Below are 16224 nucleotides of genomic sequence, written 5' to 3' on the forward strand. Positions count from 1 at the left end.
GTCAGCGGTCCCTCGGATCGAGTGCGTCGCGCAGCCCGTCGCCGACGAAGTTGAGCGAGAACAGCGTGAGAACGAAGAAGACGGCGGGGAAGATCAAGAGCCAGGGGGCCGACTGGATGTTGTTCGCCCCTTCCGAGATCAGCGCGCCCCAGCTCGTCAGCGGCGCCTGAACGCCGAGGCCGAGGAAGGAGAGGAAGCTTTCGAGCAGGATCACCTTGGGCACGACGACGGTGACGAAGACGACGACCGGACCGATGGTGTTGGGCACGACATGCCGGCGGATGATCTGCCAGTCGGTCAGCCCCAGCGCCTGGGCCGCCGCCACGAACTCGCGCCGCTTCAGCGCCAGCGTCTGGCCGCGGACGATTCGCGCCATATCCAGCCACTCCACCGCGCCGATGACGAGGAAGATGAGGATGAAGGAGCGGCCGAAGAACACCACGAGCACGACGACGAGGAAGACGAAGGGAAGTGAATAGAGGATTTCGACGAAACGCATCATGACGTTGTCGACCCGGCCGCCGAGATAGCCCGAGGTCGCGCCGTAGAGAACGCCGATGCCGAGCGAGACGAGGCTCGCCAGCAGGCCGACGGCGAGCGAGATCTGCCCGCCCAGCATGACGCGCGCGACGAGGTCCCGGCCGTTCGAATCGGTGCCGAACAGGAAATATTCGCGCGACACGCGGCCCTCGACCACGATGGTCCGCCCGTCGTCGCGCGTTTCCGTGACCTTGGTGTCGTCGAACTCGTTGGCGCGGTCGATGTAGCGTGTCGTGCGCGGATCGATCGCGGCGTCGGAGGTGAACGTCGCGGTGAAGGTCTGCCCCTCCACGTCGAAGGCCTGCAGCGTGACGCGGGCTCTGGCCGCGGCCGAGGAGATCGCACCCTCCAGGCTGTCGGCACCGGGCCGCGGCTCAAGACTGGGCGGCACGGAGACGTAGGAGGGAAAGACCTGATCATAGGCGTGGCTGATGAACAGCGGCCCGAGGAACGAGAACAAAGCGACGAGCACGAGCACGACGCTGCCGGCCATGGCCGCGCGATTGCGCCGGAAGCGCATGGCGGCGAGCTGGAACAGGCTGCGGCTGGCCACTCCCGGCAGGACGGCCGGCATCTGGGCGAGATCACTCATGGCGAACCCTCGGATCGAGCAGGCCGTAGAGAATATCGACCACCAGGTTGAAGACGATGACGAAGACCGCGATCAGCACGACCGTGCCCATGACCAGCGTGTAATCGCGATTGATGGCGCCGAGCACGAAGAAGCGGCCGACGCCGGGAATGGTGAACAGCGTCTCGATGACGGCGGAGCCGGTCAGCAGCGCTGCGGCGCAGGGTGCGAGATAGGACACGACCGGCAGCATGGCGGCGCGCATCGCATGCGTCACCACCACCGTGCGCGCCGGCAGGCCATAGGCGCGCGCGGTGCGGATATGGTCGGTGTGCAGCGCCTCGATCATTGCGCCGCGCGTGAGGCGGGCAAAAACCGCGAGTTGGGGCAGCGCAAGCGCGATCATCGGCAGGATGAGAAACCGCAGCGATCCGTCGCCCCAGCCGCCGGCCGGAAGCCAGGACAGCATGACGGCGAAGACCAGCGTCAGAACCGGGCCGATGACGAAATTCGGCACCGTGACGCCCACGGTCGACAGGCTCATGATGGCGACATCGAGAAAACTGTTCTGGCGCAGGGCCGCAAAGGTGCCGGCGGCAACGCCGCCCACCAGCGCCACGCCCAGTGCCCACAGGCCGAGTTCGATCGAATAGGGCAGCCCCATGCCGATCAGCTGGTCGACCGTATTGTCGCGATAGATATAGCTCGGGCCGAAATCGCCGCGCACGACATTGCCGAGATAGCGCAGATACTGCTGCCACAGCGGCAGATCGAGCCCATAGGCCTTGTTGATGTTGGCCATGGTCTGCGGCGACAGCGGGCGTTCGAGGTTGAACGGACCGCCCGGGGCGAACCGCATGAGGAAGAACGAGATCGTGACGACGATGAAGAGGGTCGGCACGGCGCTCGCCAGGCGGCGAAGAACGAAGGATAACATGGCCGTCTCCATGGGAGGGCGGAAAGCACGAGCCGCAAGCGCCCTGAGCGACGCTGTCGCGAACTGCCGGCGCGATGCTCTGGTGGCTGCGGTCTTTGAAAACACATTGGGAACGATGATGCCTGCGGTGCGGACCCCCGCATGGGATCTCGCGACCGCGCGCTTCGCAAAGCGCCACGAGCGCCGGTGCCGAAAACAGCCGCCGACGCCCGTCCGCGCGCGTCTTACTCGGCAATGCTGAGGAAGCGGCTCAGGTGCTGGTTGTTGGCATTGTCGACCCAGCCCTTGACCTTCTTCGACACGAGCCACAGCTCGTTCTGGTAGAGAAGCGGTGCCACGGGCTGTTCCTTCATCAGGATCGTCTCGGCCTCGTGCAGCAGCTTTGCGCGGGCCGCGGGATCCTTCTCGTCATTGGATTTGGCCATCAGCGCGTCGTAGTCTGCATTGCTCCACTTGGCATAGTTGAAGGTCTTGTTGCTCGTCGTGTTCATGCCGAGGAAGTTTTCCGGATCACCGTAATCGGCTGTCCAGCCGGCGCGGGCGACGGAGAACTTTCCGCCCTCCTGCAGGTAGGCATAGTGCGAGGAGACGTCGAGATTGACCATCGTCACCTTGGCGTTGAAGGCCGTCTTCCACATGTCGGCGACGGCAGTCGCAACGCGCTCGTGGTTGGGGTTGGTGTTGTAGCGGATCTCGATCTCGAGCGGCTTGCCGCCCTCGCCGTATCCGGCCTCCTTCAGGAGCGCGAGCGCCTCGTCCTCGCGGTCGAGCTGGCTCTTCGTCGCGAAATCGGCCACGGACGGCGTGCCATAGTCCGGCAGGCCCGGGGGAACGAAGCCGTAGGCCGGCTGCTGCGAGCCGCTGTAGATTTCCTTGGCGAGGAAGTCGCGGTCGATGCCCATGGAGAGCGCGCGACGCACGCGGACATCATCCATCGGTGCGGTGCGGGTGTCGAACACATAATAGTAGGTCGCAAGCGCGGGCGAGATATGCACCTCGTCGCCGAACTGGGTCTTCAGCCGCTCGATCTGGTCGGCGGAGAAATTATAGTTCACCTGCAGCTCGCCCGCCTCATAGCGGCGCACGGCCGCGGCCTGGTCCTCGAGCGGGTAGATGACCACCTTGTCGAGCTTGATGTTGGCCGCGTCCCAGTGATTCTCGTTCTTGGTCAGCGTCAGATGATCGTTGGCGACGTGTTCGGTCAGCTTGAAGCCGCCGTTCGACACCATGACCCCCGGCTTGACGAAATCGGTACCGTTCTTCTCGAAACTCGCCTTGGAGATCGGCAGCGCCGTCTGGTGCGCCAGCAGTTCCAGGAAATAGGGCGTCGAACGTTCGAGCGTGATTTCCAGCGTTTTCGCGTCGATGGCCTTCACGCCCAGCTCGTCGAGAGGTGCGCCGTTCTTGTTGACCTTTTCAGCATTCTTGATCGGATAGAGGATGTTGGCATAGCCGGCAGCCGTCTTCGGATCCTCGACGCGCTTCAGCGAAAACACGAAGTCCTCCGCCGTCACCGGAGAGCCGTCCGACCACTTTCCGTTGTCGCGCAGCTTGAAGGTGTAGACGGTGCCGTCGTCCGAAACCGTCCAGCTTTCCGCAGCACCGGGCACAATCTCGCCCTTGGCATCATAGATCGTCAGGCCTTCGTAGAGATCCTTGAGGATGAATTCCTCGATATTGATCGAGGTGTGCGCCTGGTCGAGCGTCTGGGGCTCGCCGGCGTTGCCGCGATTGAGAACGACCTCGGCCAGCGCGGGGCTCGCGCCCAGCAGCAGCGAGCCGATCAGGGCGACGCGTCGCAGGTTCCGTGTCACGGTTGTCGTTGCCGGGTGAAACCGGCGTGCCAACAGGGGTGCGGTCATCGATACTCTCCTTGCCCGTTTGCGCCATCTCGGGGCGCCAAAGCGGCAGCAAAGGCGAAAAATCGGGGAAACGCAACCCTTGTCGGGCACCGTCATCCAGCGTTGACCGGAGATGCAGGGATGCGGTTTGCGTCGAAAAAGTTGCATAAAAAGCCGCTGATGGAGACCCGAACACCATCGAGACGGCCGGCAGCCCAGCCGCACGCGAACGCGTCACACCGTCGACAGCACCTTACGTCAAAGGCCATCTATCCCATGGCTTCGCGTGCAATGCGGCCTCCCGCTCCCTGCTCTGGTCCCGAAACATGCGACAGCCGGAGGTTGCCGTCGCATCGTTTTCTTGCTCCGTCGTCTTCGGACCGTCCAGCGAGATTCTGCCCAAAGAAGCTGTGCGCAACCTTGGCCACCGACCGTCACACCGACAGCGGGGGCGCGTCGTTCTCGTCGGGATTGGGGTTCGGCGTCTCGTCTGGAAGCCTGTCCGGCTCCGGTTCGGTGATCGGCGGCATGGGCGTGGGGATCGGCGGATTGCCGGGCACCGGGGGGAGGATGGGATCGGGTACGTTGGACATGATATCTCCTGTCAGAATGGTCGCATCGGCAAGGGACTGCTGCGCGCCCGGAAGACCTATCGGTCGATTTCGGCCCGGCGCATCGGCATGCTGTCGATCTCCGCAAACAGCACGGCGGGATCGACGACATCATCGAACCGGGCTTTCACATGCCCGTCTTTGCCCACCAGCACGAGCGCGAAGGTTCCGGGCGTGCAGCCGAGCTCCTTGCGCAGCATATGTGCCTGCGGCACGACATCGGAGCCGAATTCCGGGCGGACATCGTTGCCATTCACGGTGAAGACCGCGAGATCGCGATCGCGCAAGCCCTCCGTGTCGGCCTTCAACGCCCGCAACTGGGCATCCGACTTTATACCGGCGGGGTCTGAAAAGATCACGACCACGCGCTTCTCCCACTGCAGATCGTGCAGGTTGCCGGAGGTTTCTTCCGGATGCGGGCCGACGCCGAAGATCTCAGTCATCAGGGATTTGAGCATGATCGTCTCCTCATCGGTCTCGTTCCAGTTTCAGAGGGGTGCCAACCTCAGACGGGCATCAGTCGAATGCGGCACCGCGGGCTCCGAGCAGTTCGCGCGCCAGCTGGCGAATGGCCTCTTCCGCCACGTCGCGGTGCCAGCCGGAAGCCTCCGCCTGCTTGACGAGTTCCTGCAGCTCATCCGGCAGTTCGGCACCGGCCGCCGAGCCCATGCTGACATCGCCGCTCCGGGTGATCGCCTGAAAGGCGTCGGCAAGGTTCGCCTTGCACGCATCGACGTCCTTGTTGCCCTCCATCGTTCCGTGCCCGAGTTTCCTCGGTTCGACATTGCTGCTCATGATGTCCATCCTCCCGCGCGCGGGCGCATCTGTCGGCGCCTACGCTGTCTTAGCAACCCGTCAAACGGCGCGATTGTTCCGGATGGTGTCGCGACTTATCGCAACGACATCTTGCCAGACGAAACGGGATTGCTATTTCGTCCTACAACGAGAGCCGCGCCACTGCAGGTCGCAGCCTCGGAGACAGACGGACTGACAAACGGTGGTGGGAATGGCCGAGAACAACCAGGCCGAAGACGCGTTCGCCTTTCTCGGGAATGGTGGCGAAATCAGGCAGCTGATCCGCGAATTCGATTGGGGTGCCACGCCGATCGGACGGGTGGAGACCTGGCCCGGGTGCCTTCGCACGGCCACGGCCCTCGTGCTTCAGTCTCCCGTGCCGATCGTCATGCTCTGGGGCGAGCACGGCATCATGATCTACAACGACGCCTATTCCGGATTTGCCGGAAAGCGGCACCCGCAACTCCTCGGCTCCAAGGTTCGCGAGGGCTGGGCCGAAATCGCCGATTTCAACGACAATGTCATGCGGGTGGGGCTTGCCGGCGGCACGCTTGCCTATCGCGATCAGGAACTGACGCTGCATCGTCGCGGCGTGCCGGAACAGGTGTGGATGAACCTCGATTACTCCCCGGTGCTCGACGAGGCAGGAAAGCCCGCCGGCGTCATCGCCATCGTGGTGGAAACGACGAGCGAGGTGCTGGCACGCCAGCGGATCGCCCGCGAGCACGAGCGCCTGCTGCAGCTTTTCGCCCAGGCACCGACCTTCATGGCCATGCTGCGCGGCGAAAACCATGTGTTCGAAATGGTCAACCCGAACTATCAGTCGCTGATCGGCGACCGGGACGTCATCGGCAAACCGGTCGGCGAAGCCTTGCCGGAACTGGCAGGCCAGGGCTTCGAGGCGCTTCTCGATCAGGCCTATAGTTCCGGGGAGCCTGTCAGCCGCTGGTCCGAACGCCTCGTTCTCATTCGCTCGGCCGAGATCGGTGCCGAGGAACGTTACGTCGATTTCGTCTACCAGCCGATCAAGGCCGACAGCGGCGAGGTCACGCATATCTTCGTGCAAGGATCCGATGTCACCGAGCGCGTCATCGCCGAACATCGGCAGCGCCTGCTCGTCAACGAACTGAACCATCGCGTCAAGAACACCCTTGCATCGGTCCAGGCCATCACCACGCAGACGCTGCGCGGTGCGATGTCGCTGAAGGAGGCTTCGGACTCGATCAACGGCCGCATTCTCGCTTTGTCGCGGGCGCACAACATGCTGACCGCCCAGAACTGGACGGGTGCCGATCTCTCCGATGTTCTGGAGACGGCGCTGTCGATCCATGACGATCCCGACCATTCCCGGCTGGAGATCACCGCGCAGACGCTCCGCTTCGAGCCGCATGCGGCCCTGTCCATCGCGCTCGCCCTCCATGAACTCGCCATCAATGCGGAGAAATACGGGGCCCTCTCGCGCAGCGAGGGTCGCGTGGAGATCGTCTGCGAGACGACACGGGTGGAGGATCAGGAGGTCTTCCGGATGACATGGCGCGAAAAGGGTGGGCCGCCGGTACACCCACCGCAGCGGCGCGGCTTCGGTTTCCATCTCCTCGAACGCGCGCTTCCCGTCGAACTCACCGGCACCGTGCGCATTCACCACAGGCCCGACGGTCTCGTGTTCGAACTGTCGGCGCCGCTTGCCGCCGTCCGCGAAAGCGTCGGCCTTGGATAAGCTTTCCGGAAAACGCGTGCTGATCGTCGAGGACGAGATGCTGGTTGCGCTCCTCATGGAGGATTTCATCCTCCAGCTCGGCTGCGAGATCGCCGGCATCGCCATGCGCCTGGAGCCGGCCCTCGATCTCGCCCGCACCCTCGACATCGATATTGCCATCCTCGACATCAATCTTGCGGGCAAACAGTCCTTCCCGATCGCACACCAGCTCGAAACGCGCGGCATCCCCTTCGTCTTCGCCAGCGGCTATGGCGCCGCAGGGCTGGAAGGCTCCGGCATTTCGGCGCCCGTGCTGCAGAAGCCGTTCAATGTCACGGATGTCGGGCGTCTGCTGGCATCCGCGCTCTGACGCGAGACATTTCCTTTTACTTCCGCCCCTGCAATGTCACGGAACGGTCATGCCTGCGTCATGCCTGTCGCGTAGGATTTTTCACGACGATTTGAAAAATTCATCGATCCTGCGATGAATGACAGGTCAGATCTGGTCATCGCCAGTCCAGCCAGGTCCTGTACAATCGGGCGCCTGTACACGCGCGTGGCCGCCCCGGCGCACGCCCGTCGAAGCTGTGGAGATCGCCATGACCACAAGAGATTTCGGCCTTGTCGCCGACGCGCATCCGGACGCACGCCACGCCTCTCGCGGCGGCCAAGCGCTGGAGCGCGTCTTTGCGGATCACTGCACCGCCGGTGCGGAAACGGGCGACATTGCCGCCGCGCGCAGAATTCACGTCTTCCAGTGCGGCATGATCAGCGAAGCCGCGCTGCAGGATCTGTTGCAGGACAGCGCCCGCGCCAAGACCGGGCGCTGAGGCGTCGCCTTCCAGAGACCGGACGACGTCGGCCCGTCCGGCTCAGATATCCACCCGGCTCAGATATCCACCTTTTCCTTTTCCCGCTTGGGCGCGGCGCGCTTCGGTTCCTCGGGAGCCGGCGGCGCATAGGGCGTCTCGCCCTTGGGCGTCGGGGCCAGCAGGTTCTTCAGCGTCGAAAGCCGGTCCTTCAGCAGCGGGCGGAACCGGGTCGCACGATAGGGCATGTCGGCCGCACCATAGCCTTCCGGGCCGTCATCATTGCCGCGGTGGATTTCCTCCAGCTTCACGCCGATGAACTCGCCGTCGATATAGTGGCTGTAGGCCCCGACCCAACGAATGGTGTAGATCTCGCCTTTGCGGATCAGCTGGTCGATCGAGACGTTCTTGAACTTGTCGTCGATGCAGACGACCTTCTGGCCGACATGGAAATTGTTCATCGCTGTCTCCGGCCGGATATGGCCCACCTCGATTGTCCGTCCGCCTGCCCTGCAGGCTCGCCGTCAGCCCCTCGGGGCGCCGACACGGTGCCTCCCTATAGGGCCAGTTGCCGCCGGCCTCAAGTCCGGCGCGGCACCCGCGGTCCCGCAATGCCTCAGAGACGGTGCAGAACCACGTCGGGACAAGCCTTGCGCGCGATCTCGCAGAGATGCTCGTGGTGCGTCAGATAGATGACCTGCCCGACGCCCGCCATATCCGCCATCAGCCGGAAGGCATGGAAGGCGCGGCCGTCGTCGAAGGTCTCCATGATATCGTCGGCGATGAACGGCAGGGCTTCGCGCTGGGCGCTGATCTCGTGGAAGCCGGCCATGCGCAGCGCGAGGTAAAGCTGGAAGCGCGTCCCCTTCGACAGGTCCTTGGCAAGCTTGGTCGCCCCCGAAACCGAGCGGACGAGAAGGAACTCCGTCCCTTTTTCCATCTCCGTCGAAAGCCCCTCATACTCTCCGCCGCTGATGGTGGCGAAGGCCGAGGACGCCCGCTGCATCATCGCGCTGCGATGCCGTTCCCGGTAGAGCCGCAGCGCCATGTCGGCGGCGAGCAGGCCCGAGCGCAGGCGGAGATAGGCGAGCGCCTGCTCCTCGATATCGGCGAGCACCGTGCGGCGGCGTTCCTCGATATGGGCGGCCGCATCGTCGCCCGCTGCCTTTTCCAGCCCCCGCTCCGCCTCGCGCAGTTCGGCATGGCGATCCTGCACCATGCGGTCCGCCTCGTCGTGACGCGCGGCGAGTTCCGCCGCCTCCCGACGAAGGCCCTCCTCGTCCAGCGCGACGAGCACCATCTCGGCCTCCTCCGCCGTCCCGACGCGCAGGCGCGCGGCAAGGTCGGCCTCCGTTTCCGCGATGCGCTCGCGCAGCCGCGTCCGGGCCTTGGCGGTTTCCAGATGACCCGCGACATCGCCCAGCTCGGTGCAGCCGAAGAAGGCGAGCATGTCGCGCTTGCCGGCCTCGTGGCGCTCCTGTGCCTCGACCAGCGCCTGCGCCTCCCGCGCGCGCTCGTCCAACTCCTGCGACAACCGGTCGGACAGCGCCTCGATCTGCTCGGCGGCCGCCACCCGCTGCTGCAGCGTGGTGAACATCGCGAGCGGCTCGTCGCCGACGACGAGATCGAGCCGCGCGCAGCAGGTCTTGATCACATGGACGAAGGCTGCCTGATCGCGCCCCATTGCCTGGATCCGGTGGTCGAAATCGTTGCGACGCTGAACGAGACGGTCGATCTCGGCCAGCACGGCGAGGATCGGCATGACCTCGGCCGGGCTCGGCGCCGCGTCGTCGGGTGCAAGCCAGAGACCGGAGAGAAGTGCCGCCCAGGATTGCGCCCAGGCCGCCACAGCGGCATCCGCCGCCTCCGCATCGCGCCGACGCGATGCGAGCGCGGCTTCCGTGCGCTGGAGATTGTCCGAAAGCGAGCGGCCTTCGGCGGCCTCCGCCTGGGCCGACGCCAGCACACGCTCGCCGAAGGCGAGCGCCGTCTCGAAATCGTCCGGCAGCGCCGCTTCGTCGCCGAATGCGGTGGCCAGCCGGGCCATGGCCCTTGCCTCGTCGGCATCGGCCTGAACCTGTTTCTGACGCATGCCACGCAGGGCGGTTCGCGTTTCCAGCACCTTCAGGCGACGTTGCAGCCAGTCCTCCAGCCGCGGCAGCGACAGGTCCGAGGCAAGATGGCAGGCCTCCGCCGCCTGCGCGATCGCGTCTGCGACCACGCTGCGTTCCGCATTCTGTTCCGCGCGCTGCCGATCATAGGCCGTCTGCCGCGCGCTGAGATCCGCGATCGTGACCGCAAGCGCGCGGCTGCGGGCGATCTGTTCCGTCTGCGTCAGCCGCAGGGCGCTCGCCCGGTCGTCCCTGTCGAGCGCGCTTTCGAAGGTCTCGGCGGTGTCGGGCGTCAACCGGCTGCGGTGCGCCCGCCAGGCGTCGTCCCGCGCCCGGCGAAGCTCGGCCACGCGACCATCATCGGCAAATTCCGCCTGCACCAGCAGCGTCTCGCGCTCGGCCTGCGCGGTGGCGAGCTGCAGCGCAATCTCCGCGCGACGCTCGTCGAGGAGGCGAAGCTGCGCGCCCACCCGCTCGCTGCGGAACGACCAGTCGGCCAGATCGCCCTCTGCCGGAACGGGCGCCAGCGCGAGGCTCTCGGCATCGTGGCGTCCGGCAAGCGCTGCCAGCTGGTCGGCCAGGAGATCTTCGAGCCGCGCCGCCTCTTCGCGCGCCGCCTTCTGGCGCAGCGGAAAATCCTCGCGCCGCAGCGCCCGCAACAGGTCGGACAGCGCCTGCAGATCGCTGGTCGAGGTCGCGCCCGGCGCTTGGCCCGCCCGTGTCTCGCCGATCGTTTCTGCCTGCTCCACTGCCGCGCGATGGGCTGCCTCCGTCAGGGCAAGCTCACGCCGGGCGGCCTCCTGCCGTTCGGTCAGCCGGGCATGCGTCTCGGCCAGCGCCCGCAGCTTGCCGATGGTCGCGGCGGGAATGAGCAGGGCCGCCGGGTCCTCATCCGTATGCCGGCCGAGCTGCAGCAATCGCGCGGCGAGATCGGCGGAAACGGCGGCACGCTCCTGCGTCCGCGACGGCATGTCCTGGGCCGCCGTGCGGTAGCGGGCCTCGAGCCCGGAACTTTCCAGATGGCGCAGCTCGGCGCGCAGCGCCAGAACGGCTTCGTCCCGCGCGAGCAGGTCCCGCTCCTGCGTGCGCCGGGCGATATCGGCTGCGACCTGCGTCAGGCGGGTGCCGATCTCGGTCTCCGCGCGCAGGAGATCCGGCAGCATCTGGTGCCAGACGGCGGGCGGGTCCGGCAGGTCGCTGAGCATCGCCAGTTCGCCGCGCAACGCGCGCAGCCGCAGGAGGAGCGGCAGGCCGTCGAGCTTCGCATTGGCCGCGTCCCACTGGACGCGCAGCGCGGCGCGCGCGGCGAGCGCCGCCTCGTGCCGTTCCGTCGCGAGGTCGCGCGTCTTGCGCAGCGCCGTATATTCCCGCTGACTGACATCGATGGCGGCGCGCTCGTCCTTCAGCGCATCGAGTTCGGCCTTGAGTTCCGCCAGCCGGTGCTTGCGCGCCTGCGGGCGGTAGAAGGCGTCCGTCCGGCCCTTGAGGTCGGCCATGACGCCGGTCAGATCCGGCAGGCCGGAACTGGCGGAAAACAGGAGCGAGCCGAGTTCGCCTTCGCTGCGAAGAATGCTTTCGCCGCCCTTTTCGATGCTGTCGTCATCGAGCGAAAACATCAGCTGGTAGGTGGCGCGGTCCACCGTGCCGAAGGCATTGGCGAGCAGGCCTTCCGGGAGCGGCTGATCATTGGCGTCGATCAGCGTGTTCTGCTGCCGCTTGACGCGAAACAGAGACTGGCTGCGTCCCCCGGTTTCCACCGTCGCGCCGATGCGCATGGCTGGGTACGGGTGGAGGAAATTGTAGGCGCTGCGGCCTTCGATGCCGAAAAACAGGTCGAGCACCGCCGAAAACAGCGTCGACTTACCGGCCTCGTTCGGGCCGTAGACCAGATGCAGGTCCGGCTTCCCCGGCCTTGCCGGGCCGAAGTCGAGCTGCTTGCCGGTGAATTTGCCGTAGCGGACGAGATCGAGAGCAGACAGACGCATCAGAGATCCCCCTCGCCAGCCCGCACATGCGCCAGCACCTCGTCGCTGCCGTCGCGCGCGATCTCGACAAGCAGCGCCTCGACGGCCGCCTCGTCGGTGCCGAAGGTTTCCCGCAATTCGCGCGGCAGCTGGCCGAGAAGCTCGGTCATCAGGTCTGCCGCCTGCTGGCGGAAGCCGTGCGAGCCGAGCACGTCGCCCTGGATCAGCGCCGAGAGTTCGGCGGCGGGATCGAGGCCGGTTTCGGCGCCGGCCGTTGTCCCCAGATCGGGCGCCTGGCAGTCGATCTCGATCTTCTCCACCCAGCAGCCGGGCAGAGCGTTGGCAAGCCCGGTCACCTCGTCGGCGAGAAAGGCCGGGTCGCGTTTCAGCCGGAAGGCGAGCGGCGTGGCGCCCATCAGGTGCAGGCGCAGAATGAGGTGCTGCGCCCCGGCGCCCGCCACGCGCCGCGCGAGATCGTCGCCGATGCGGGCCAGAAGCGCGCGCCATTCCGATACGCCCGTGAGATCGACCGTCGCCCGCTCGAACACGGCGCTGCCGATCCGCCGCTCGTCGTGATGGATCTGGCCGCCCGCCTCGATCGTCACCAGCGTCACGCTCTTTGCGCCGGCCTCGTTGATATCGCGGCCCTGCGGCATGCCCGGCATGACGATCAGCGGCGTTTCGCTGTGCACGAGGCGGTGGTGCACATGGCCGAGCGCCCAGTAGTCGAAGCCGTGCGCGGCAAGCTCCGCCACGCTGGTGGGTGCGTAGAGATCGTGTCCGGGCGCCCCGGCAAGGCTGGTATGCAGCATGCCGATATTGACGCTGTCTGCCTGCGGACCGGGAAAGGACGGCAGCAGACTGTCGGGCGCATGCGGCTGGTCGAAGCCGATGCCGTGGATGTAGACGGCGCGCCCGTCCGGCAAGGTCGCCGCCTTGACCGATTTCGCGCGGTTGGAAAAGACGTGCACATTGTCGGGAAAGGTCAGTTCGCGGCGGATGGCCGACTGGTTGTCGTGGTTGCCGCGAATGACGAAGACGCGCACGCCCGCCATCTCCAGCCGCCGCATCTCGCCCATAAGGAACAGCGCCGTGTTCATCGAGGTCTGCGAACCGTCATAAAGGTCGCCCGCGATCAGAAGCGCGTCCACCGCCTCTGCGATGCAGAGATCGACGATCGCCGTCAGCGCGGCGCGGGTTGCGCCGCGGACATGCTCGGCCAGCTCGCCGTTGCGGAGCGCCAGACTGCGGAGGGGAGAATCGAGGTGAAGATCTGCGGTGTGTACGAAGCGGAAAGCCATGTCCGACCATGGCCCTGCCGGCGCGCGAACGTCAATCGTTTCGGCGGGTTTGCCCGTGTCTTTCCACCGGGCCTTGGGCGTGCGGCGCCCAAGCGCGGGCTGCGGCCGGATGCGGCGAGGCCCCACGCTTTCACGGCCTGTGTTGCGCTTGAGAAACCCCGATCCACATTCACGCGGCGCGCTCCGACATCGCCGCGAAGGCATTTGACATGGGCCCTCAGAACGTCCATCTCCACTCTATGAAAACGACTTTCGACGTCTCCGACAAGCTGTTCGAGCTCTATCATCGCGTTCACCGGCTCATCAACCAGTCGATGACGGAGGAAGGCGTGTCGCTGGCCCGCAGCAAATTCCTGTTCTTCCTCAACAAGCTCGGCCCCTGCCGCTCGACCGACATCGCCTGCGCGCTCAATTTCGCGCCGCGGACGGTGACCGAAGCGATCGACGGGCTGGAGCGCGACAAGCTGGTGGTGCGCCAGCCGGACCCGGAGGATCGCCGCGCCAAGATCGTTTCCATCACCGATGTCGGACGCATCGCGCTCGAGGCTGCGGAACATCCGCGCAAGCAGCTGATCGAGGAGATCTTCTCGGCCCTCGACGACGAGCAGCTCGACCAGTTGCACGACATCGTCAGCAAGCTCGTTCGCCGCACCGACGAAATCCGCGAGCGGCGCGAGCAGGAAGAGGCCGCGGAAGCCCCGCCTGCGGCGCGCGAGGCCTGAGGGCCGGACCACGCGCGCTCCCGTCCCGGACCTGAACCGCAAACCTGCAGAGAGGCCGGGATCTGCCGCAGGCAGGCCCGGTCCCCATCCGGCAGTGGTTCCTACATCGCGTCGATCTTGCCGATGCTCCAGAACATCGTCTCGCCCGAGCTGTCGTCGACGCCGTCATTGTCGGTGACGACGTAGCCGGTGCCGGTGGCGTCGATCGCAAAGCCCTCGACCTTGTCGAGAACATAGCCGTTGAGCGACTTGAGGTCCGGGAGCAGATCGCGGAACTCTTCCTTGGCGACGACCGGCAGCGGGCCGCCGAGCTTGGCGGGCTTCAGGTCGGCAAGCGCCACGCGGAAGATCTTCTTCAGCTTTGCCGCCTGCCCGACGAGATTGTCGCGCTCGATGACATAGGCGTAGTCGCCGTGAACGGTGATTTCGGAGAGGCCGACCCAGCCCTCGCCTTTCTTTTCGAGCGGATAGCGAACAGCGCCCCACGCCTCCGATTTCGGCTTGTAGGAGACGAGCTTGACGAAGCCCTTCTCGTCGTCCTTCCATTCCCGCTGCACCGCCATCCACAGGGTGGCGTCGTCGCCCTCGCCGGTAATGGTGATGCCTTCGAAACCGAAGCGGGTCTCCGCGGCCCGCAGCTCTTCGGGCAGCGGCACTTCCTTCTTGATCTGGCCCTTGGCATTCACCTGGTAGAGCGCATGCGGCACCAGCTTGTCGGAATTGCCTTCGGAGGCGAGCCAGAAGCCGTCCTCGGTCGCGACGATACCCTCGATGTCGAGCTTCTGCGCCGGCGCACCGTCGCGGGTGATCGTGAGGGCGTCGGTGATCTCGGCCGGGCTCTTCGTCGTGTCGATGGTGAAGATGCGCGGCTCGGCGCCATAGACCGAATCGCTCACCGCATAGAGCTTGCCGGGCTGGCCCGGAACGGCCGAGAGACCCGAGAGGGCGCCGAAGCCGATCGGCACGCCATCCTTCTCCACCGAGCGGATCTGCGGATAGGCGGCCTTGCCCTCCTTGCGCTCATAGATCATCACATGCGAGCGCGCCGCGCCGTCCTCGACCAGATCGGCCTCGTTGGCGGTAACCAGGAGATTGCGGGCGGGAATGGCGATGCCGCCTTCCGGGGAGATGCCCGACGGCAGCAGCTGCAGCAGCTCCGGCTCGGCACCCGTATCCTTGTAGACGCCGACGAGCGAGGCGCGCTCGGCCAGCACGAAGAACAGGCGGTCCGCGCCGAAGGTTGCCGCTTCCAGCCCCTCTGGCTCGACACCCTTGGCCGCGGAGCGTTTCTCCGGATAGTGGCCGATGGCCGCCGCCGCACGTTCGAGGCGCGCGCCGGCCTCGTAGAGCACCTTGCCGCTGGTGTCGAAGATGGTGAAGCCGCGCGAGCCGCCTTTCCAGTCCCCCTCGTTCGCCACCACCAGCCGGTCGTCGTCGAGCCATTTCACGGCGTCCGGCTCGCGGGCCACGCCCTTCAGCGATCCGGTGAAGGACAGCTTGCCGTCGCGCTTCGTATCGATCTTCTCGAGATCCACCGTGCCGGCGGAGAAATGCGAGACGATCTTGCCCGAGCGCCCGTCGAGAACGACGATCTGGTTGTTCTCCTGCAGCGTCAGCGCGATCTGGTCGCGGCCGTTGAACGACACGAATTCCGGCTCCGGATCCTCGCCCCCGACCTCGGCCAGTCCGGTCAAGGCGACGTGACGGATGCTGGCGCAGTCCGGCGTGCCGTCGGTGAGCTTGACGATGACGAGATCGCCGGCCGGCATCTGCGGCAGCGCCCCGTCATTCACCGTCTCGTCGCGCTCGTTCTCGATGGCGATGGCCGCCAGAGTCCGGTCCTTGTTGACGGCGACCGAATCCGGCTGGCCACCGAGTTCGCAGCTCGCCGTCACCTGACGGCTGGCCAGATCGACGGCGGCAAGCCGGCCCGACGGGTTCGCCCGGTTCGGGCTCGTGTTGACGGCGACGAGCGCCTTGGGGCCGGCGACGGTCACCGAGGTCGGCTCGCCGTCGAAGGCGACGATGCCGCCTGCCTTGGGGGCCGCGGCGTCCTTGATGTCGATGAAGCCGATCGCCTTCAGGGGGCTGTCGGAATAGATTAGCGTCATGCCGTCGTCCGTCGCGGTGACGATCTCGGCGGAGGTCACCGTCTTGCGGTCGGCCCCGGCCGGCAGGTTGTCGGCAACGGCAAAGGACGCGATACGATTGAAGACGGGCTCTGCAATGGCGCTGCCGGCCACCGAGGTCGCAAGCAGGGCCGCGAGCGCGGCGGTGACGGATACGGTTTTCATGAGACATCCCCTCGACAAGTCCACGGCGCTCC

14 protein-coding genes are annotated in these 16224 nt (G+C 66.0%); 4 read left to right on the top strand and 10 right to left on the bottom strand.

Annotation, left to right across the window (positions count from 1 at the left end):
- Position 1: 1 nt before the first annotated feature.
- The 6 genes from ASG39_RS19780 to ASG39_RS19800 all read right to left on the bottom strand — a co-directional run bounded on the left by ASG39_RS19780 (position 2) and on the right by ASG39_RS19800 (position 5295).
- Positions 2-1132, bottom strand: a complete 1131-nt coding sequence (locus tag ASG39_RS19780) for an ABC transporter permease subunit (protein WP_062596646.1) — start codon at positions 1130-1132, stop codon at positions 2-4.
- Positions 1125-2048, bottom strand: a complete 924-nt coding sequence (gene oppB, locus ASG39_RS19785) for an oligopeptide ABC transporter permease OppB (protein ID WP_062596647.1) — start codon at positions 2046-2048, stop codon at positions 1125-1127. The genes ASG39_RS19780 and oppB overlap by 8 nt, the downstream gene beginning before the upstream one ends.
- Positions 2049-2272: 224 nt before the next feature.
- Positions 2273-3910 (bottom strand): peptide ABC transporter substrate-binding protein, encoded by a 1638-nt coding sequence (locus ASG39_RS19790; RefSeq protein ID WP_062596648.1) that lies wholly within the window; start codon positions 3908-3910, stop codon positions 2273-2275.
- 413 nt (positions 3911-4323) lie between these two features.
- A complete protein-coding gene (locus tag ASG39_RS24280) occupies positions 4324-4482 on the bottom strand; it encodes a hypothetical protein (protein ID WP_200943904.1) in 159 nt (52 codons plus the stop codon).
- A gap of 56 nt (positions 4483-4538) precedes the next feature.
- Positions 4539-4958, bottom strand: a complete 420-nt coding sequence (locus ASG39_RS19795; protein ID WP_062596649.1) for a DUF4174 domain-containing protein — start codon at positions 4956-4958, stop codon at positions 4539-4541.
- 58 nt (positions 4959-5016) lie between these two features.
- Positions 5017-5295 carry a hypothetical protein gene (locus ASG39_RS19800; protein WP_156468207.1) on the bottom strand — a complete coding sequence of 93 codons (279 nt, stop codon included), beginning with the start codon at positions 5293-5295 and terminating at the stop codon, positions 5017-5019.
- 211 nt (positions 5296-5506) lie between these two features.
- Between ASG39_RS19800 and ASG39_RS24140 the strand changes: the two genes are divergently transcribed.
- The 3 genes from ASG39_RS24140 to ASG39_RS19815 all read left to right on the top strand — a co-directional run bounded on the left by ASG39_RS24140 (position 5507) and on the right by ASG39_RS19815 (position 7821).
- The gene (locus ASG39_RS24140; protein WP_062596651.1) at positions 5507-7012 is read left to right on the top strand and encodes an HWE histidine kinase domain-containing protein; all 1506 of its coding nucleotides are present in this window, start codon (positions 5507-5509) and stop codon (positions 7010-7012) included.
- Positions 7005-7361, top strand: a complete 357-nt coding sequence (locus tag ASG39_RS19810; RefSeq protein ID WP_132533465.1) for a response regulator — start codon at positions 7005-7007, stop codon at positions 7359-7361. Before ASG39_RS24140 ends, ASG39_RS19810 begins: the two co-directional genes overlap by 8 nt.
- A gap of 229 nt (positions 7362-7590) precedes the next feature.
- Positions 7591-7821 (top strand): hypothetical protein, encoded by a 231-nt coding sequence (locus tag ASG39_RS19815; protein WP_062596652.1) that lies wholly within the window; start codon positions 7591-7593, stop codon positions 7819-7821.
- Positions 7822-7880: 59 nt separating this feature from the next.
- On the opposite strand, the gene ASG39_RS19820 is transcribed toward ASG39_RS19815, so the two are convergent.
- From ASG39_RS19820 to ASG39_RS19830, 3 genes are all read right to left on the bottom strand, one after another.
- Complete coding sequence (locus ASG39_RS19820; RefSeq protein WP_062596653.1) at positions 7881-8261, bottom strand: hypothetical protein; 381 nt, start codon at positions 8259-8261, stop codon at positions 7881-7883.
- Positions 8262-8416: 155 nt separating this feature from the next.
- Positions 8417-11896: an AAA family ATPase gene (locus ASG39_RS19825; protein WP_062596654.1), complete on the bottom strand. Its 3480-nt coding sequence runs from the start codon at positions 11894-11896 to the stop codon at positions 8417-8419.
- Positions 11896-13176 (bottom strand): DNA repair exonuclease, encoded by a 1281-nt coding sequence (locus ASG39_RS19830; RefSeq protein WP_062596655.1) that lies wholly within the window; start codon positions 13174-13176, stop codon positions 11896-11898. The genes ASG39_RS19825 and ASG39_RS19830 overlap by 1 nt, the downstream gene beginning before the upstream one ends.
- Before the next feature lie 239 nt (positions 13177-13415).
- Here ASG39_RS19830 and ASG39_RS19835 point away from each other — a divergent pair, with 239 nt between their 5' ends.
- Positions 13416-13898, top strand: coding sequence for a MarR family transcriptional regulator (locus ASG39_RS19835; protein WP_062596656.1), 483 nt, complete (start codon positions 13416-13418; stop codon positions 13896-13898).
- A gap of 101 nt (positions 13899-13999) precedes the next feature.
- Here the strand turns inward: ASG39_RS19835 and ASG39_RS19840 are convergent, their stop codons facing one another.
- Positions 14000-16192: an esterase-like activity of phytase family protein gene (locus ASG39_RS19840; RefSeq protein WP_062596657.1), complete on the bottom strand. Its 2193-nt coding sequence runs from the start codon at positions 16190-16192 to the stop codon at positions 14000-14002.
- Positions 16193-16224 lie beyond the last annotated feature (32 nt).

It is taken from the genome of Rhizobium sp. Leaf371, assembly GCF_001424045.1.
GTDB lineage: Bacteria > Pseudomonadota > Alphaproteobacteria > Rhizobiales > Rhizobiaceae > Ferranicluibacter.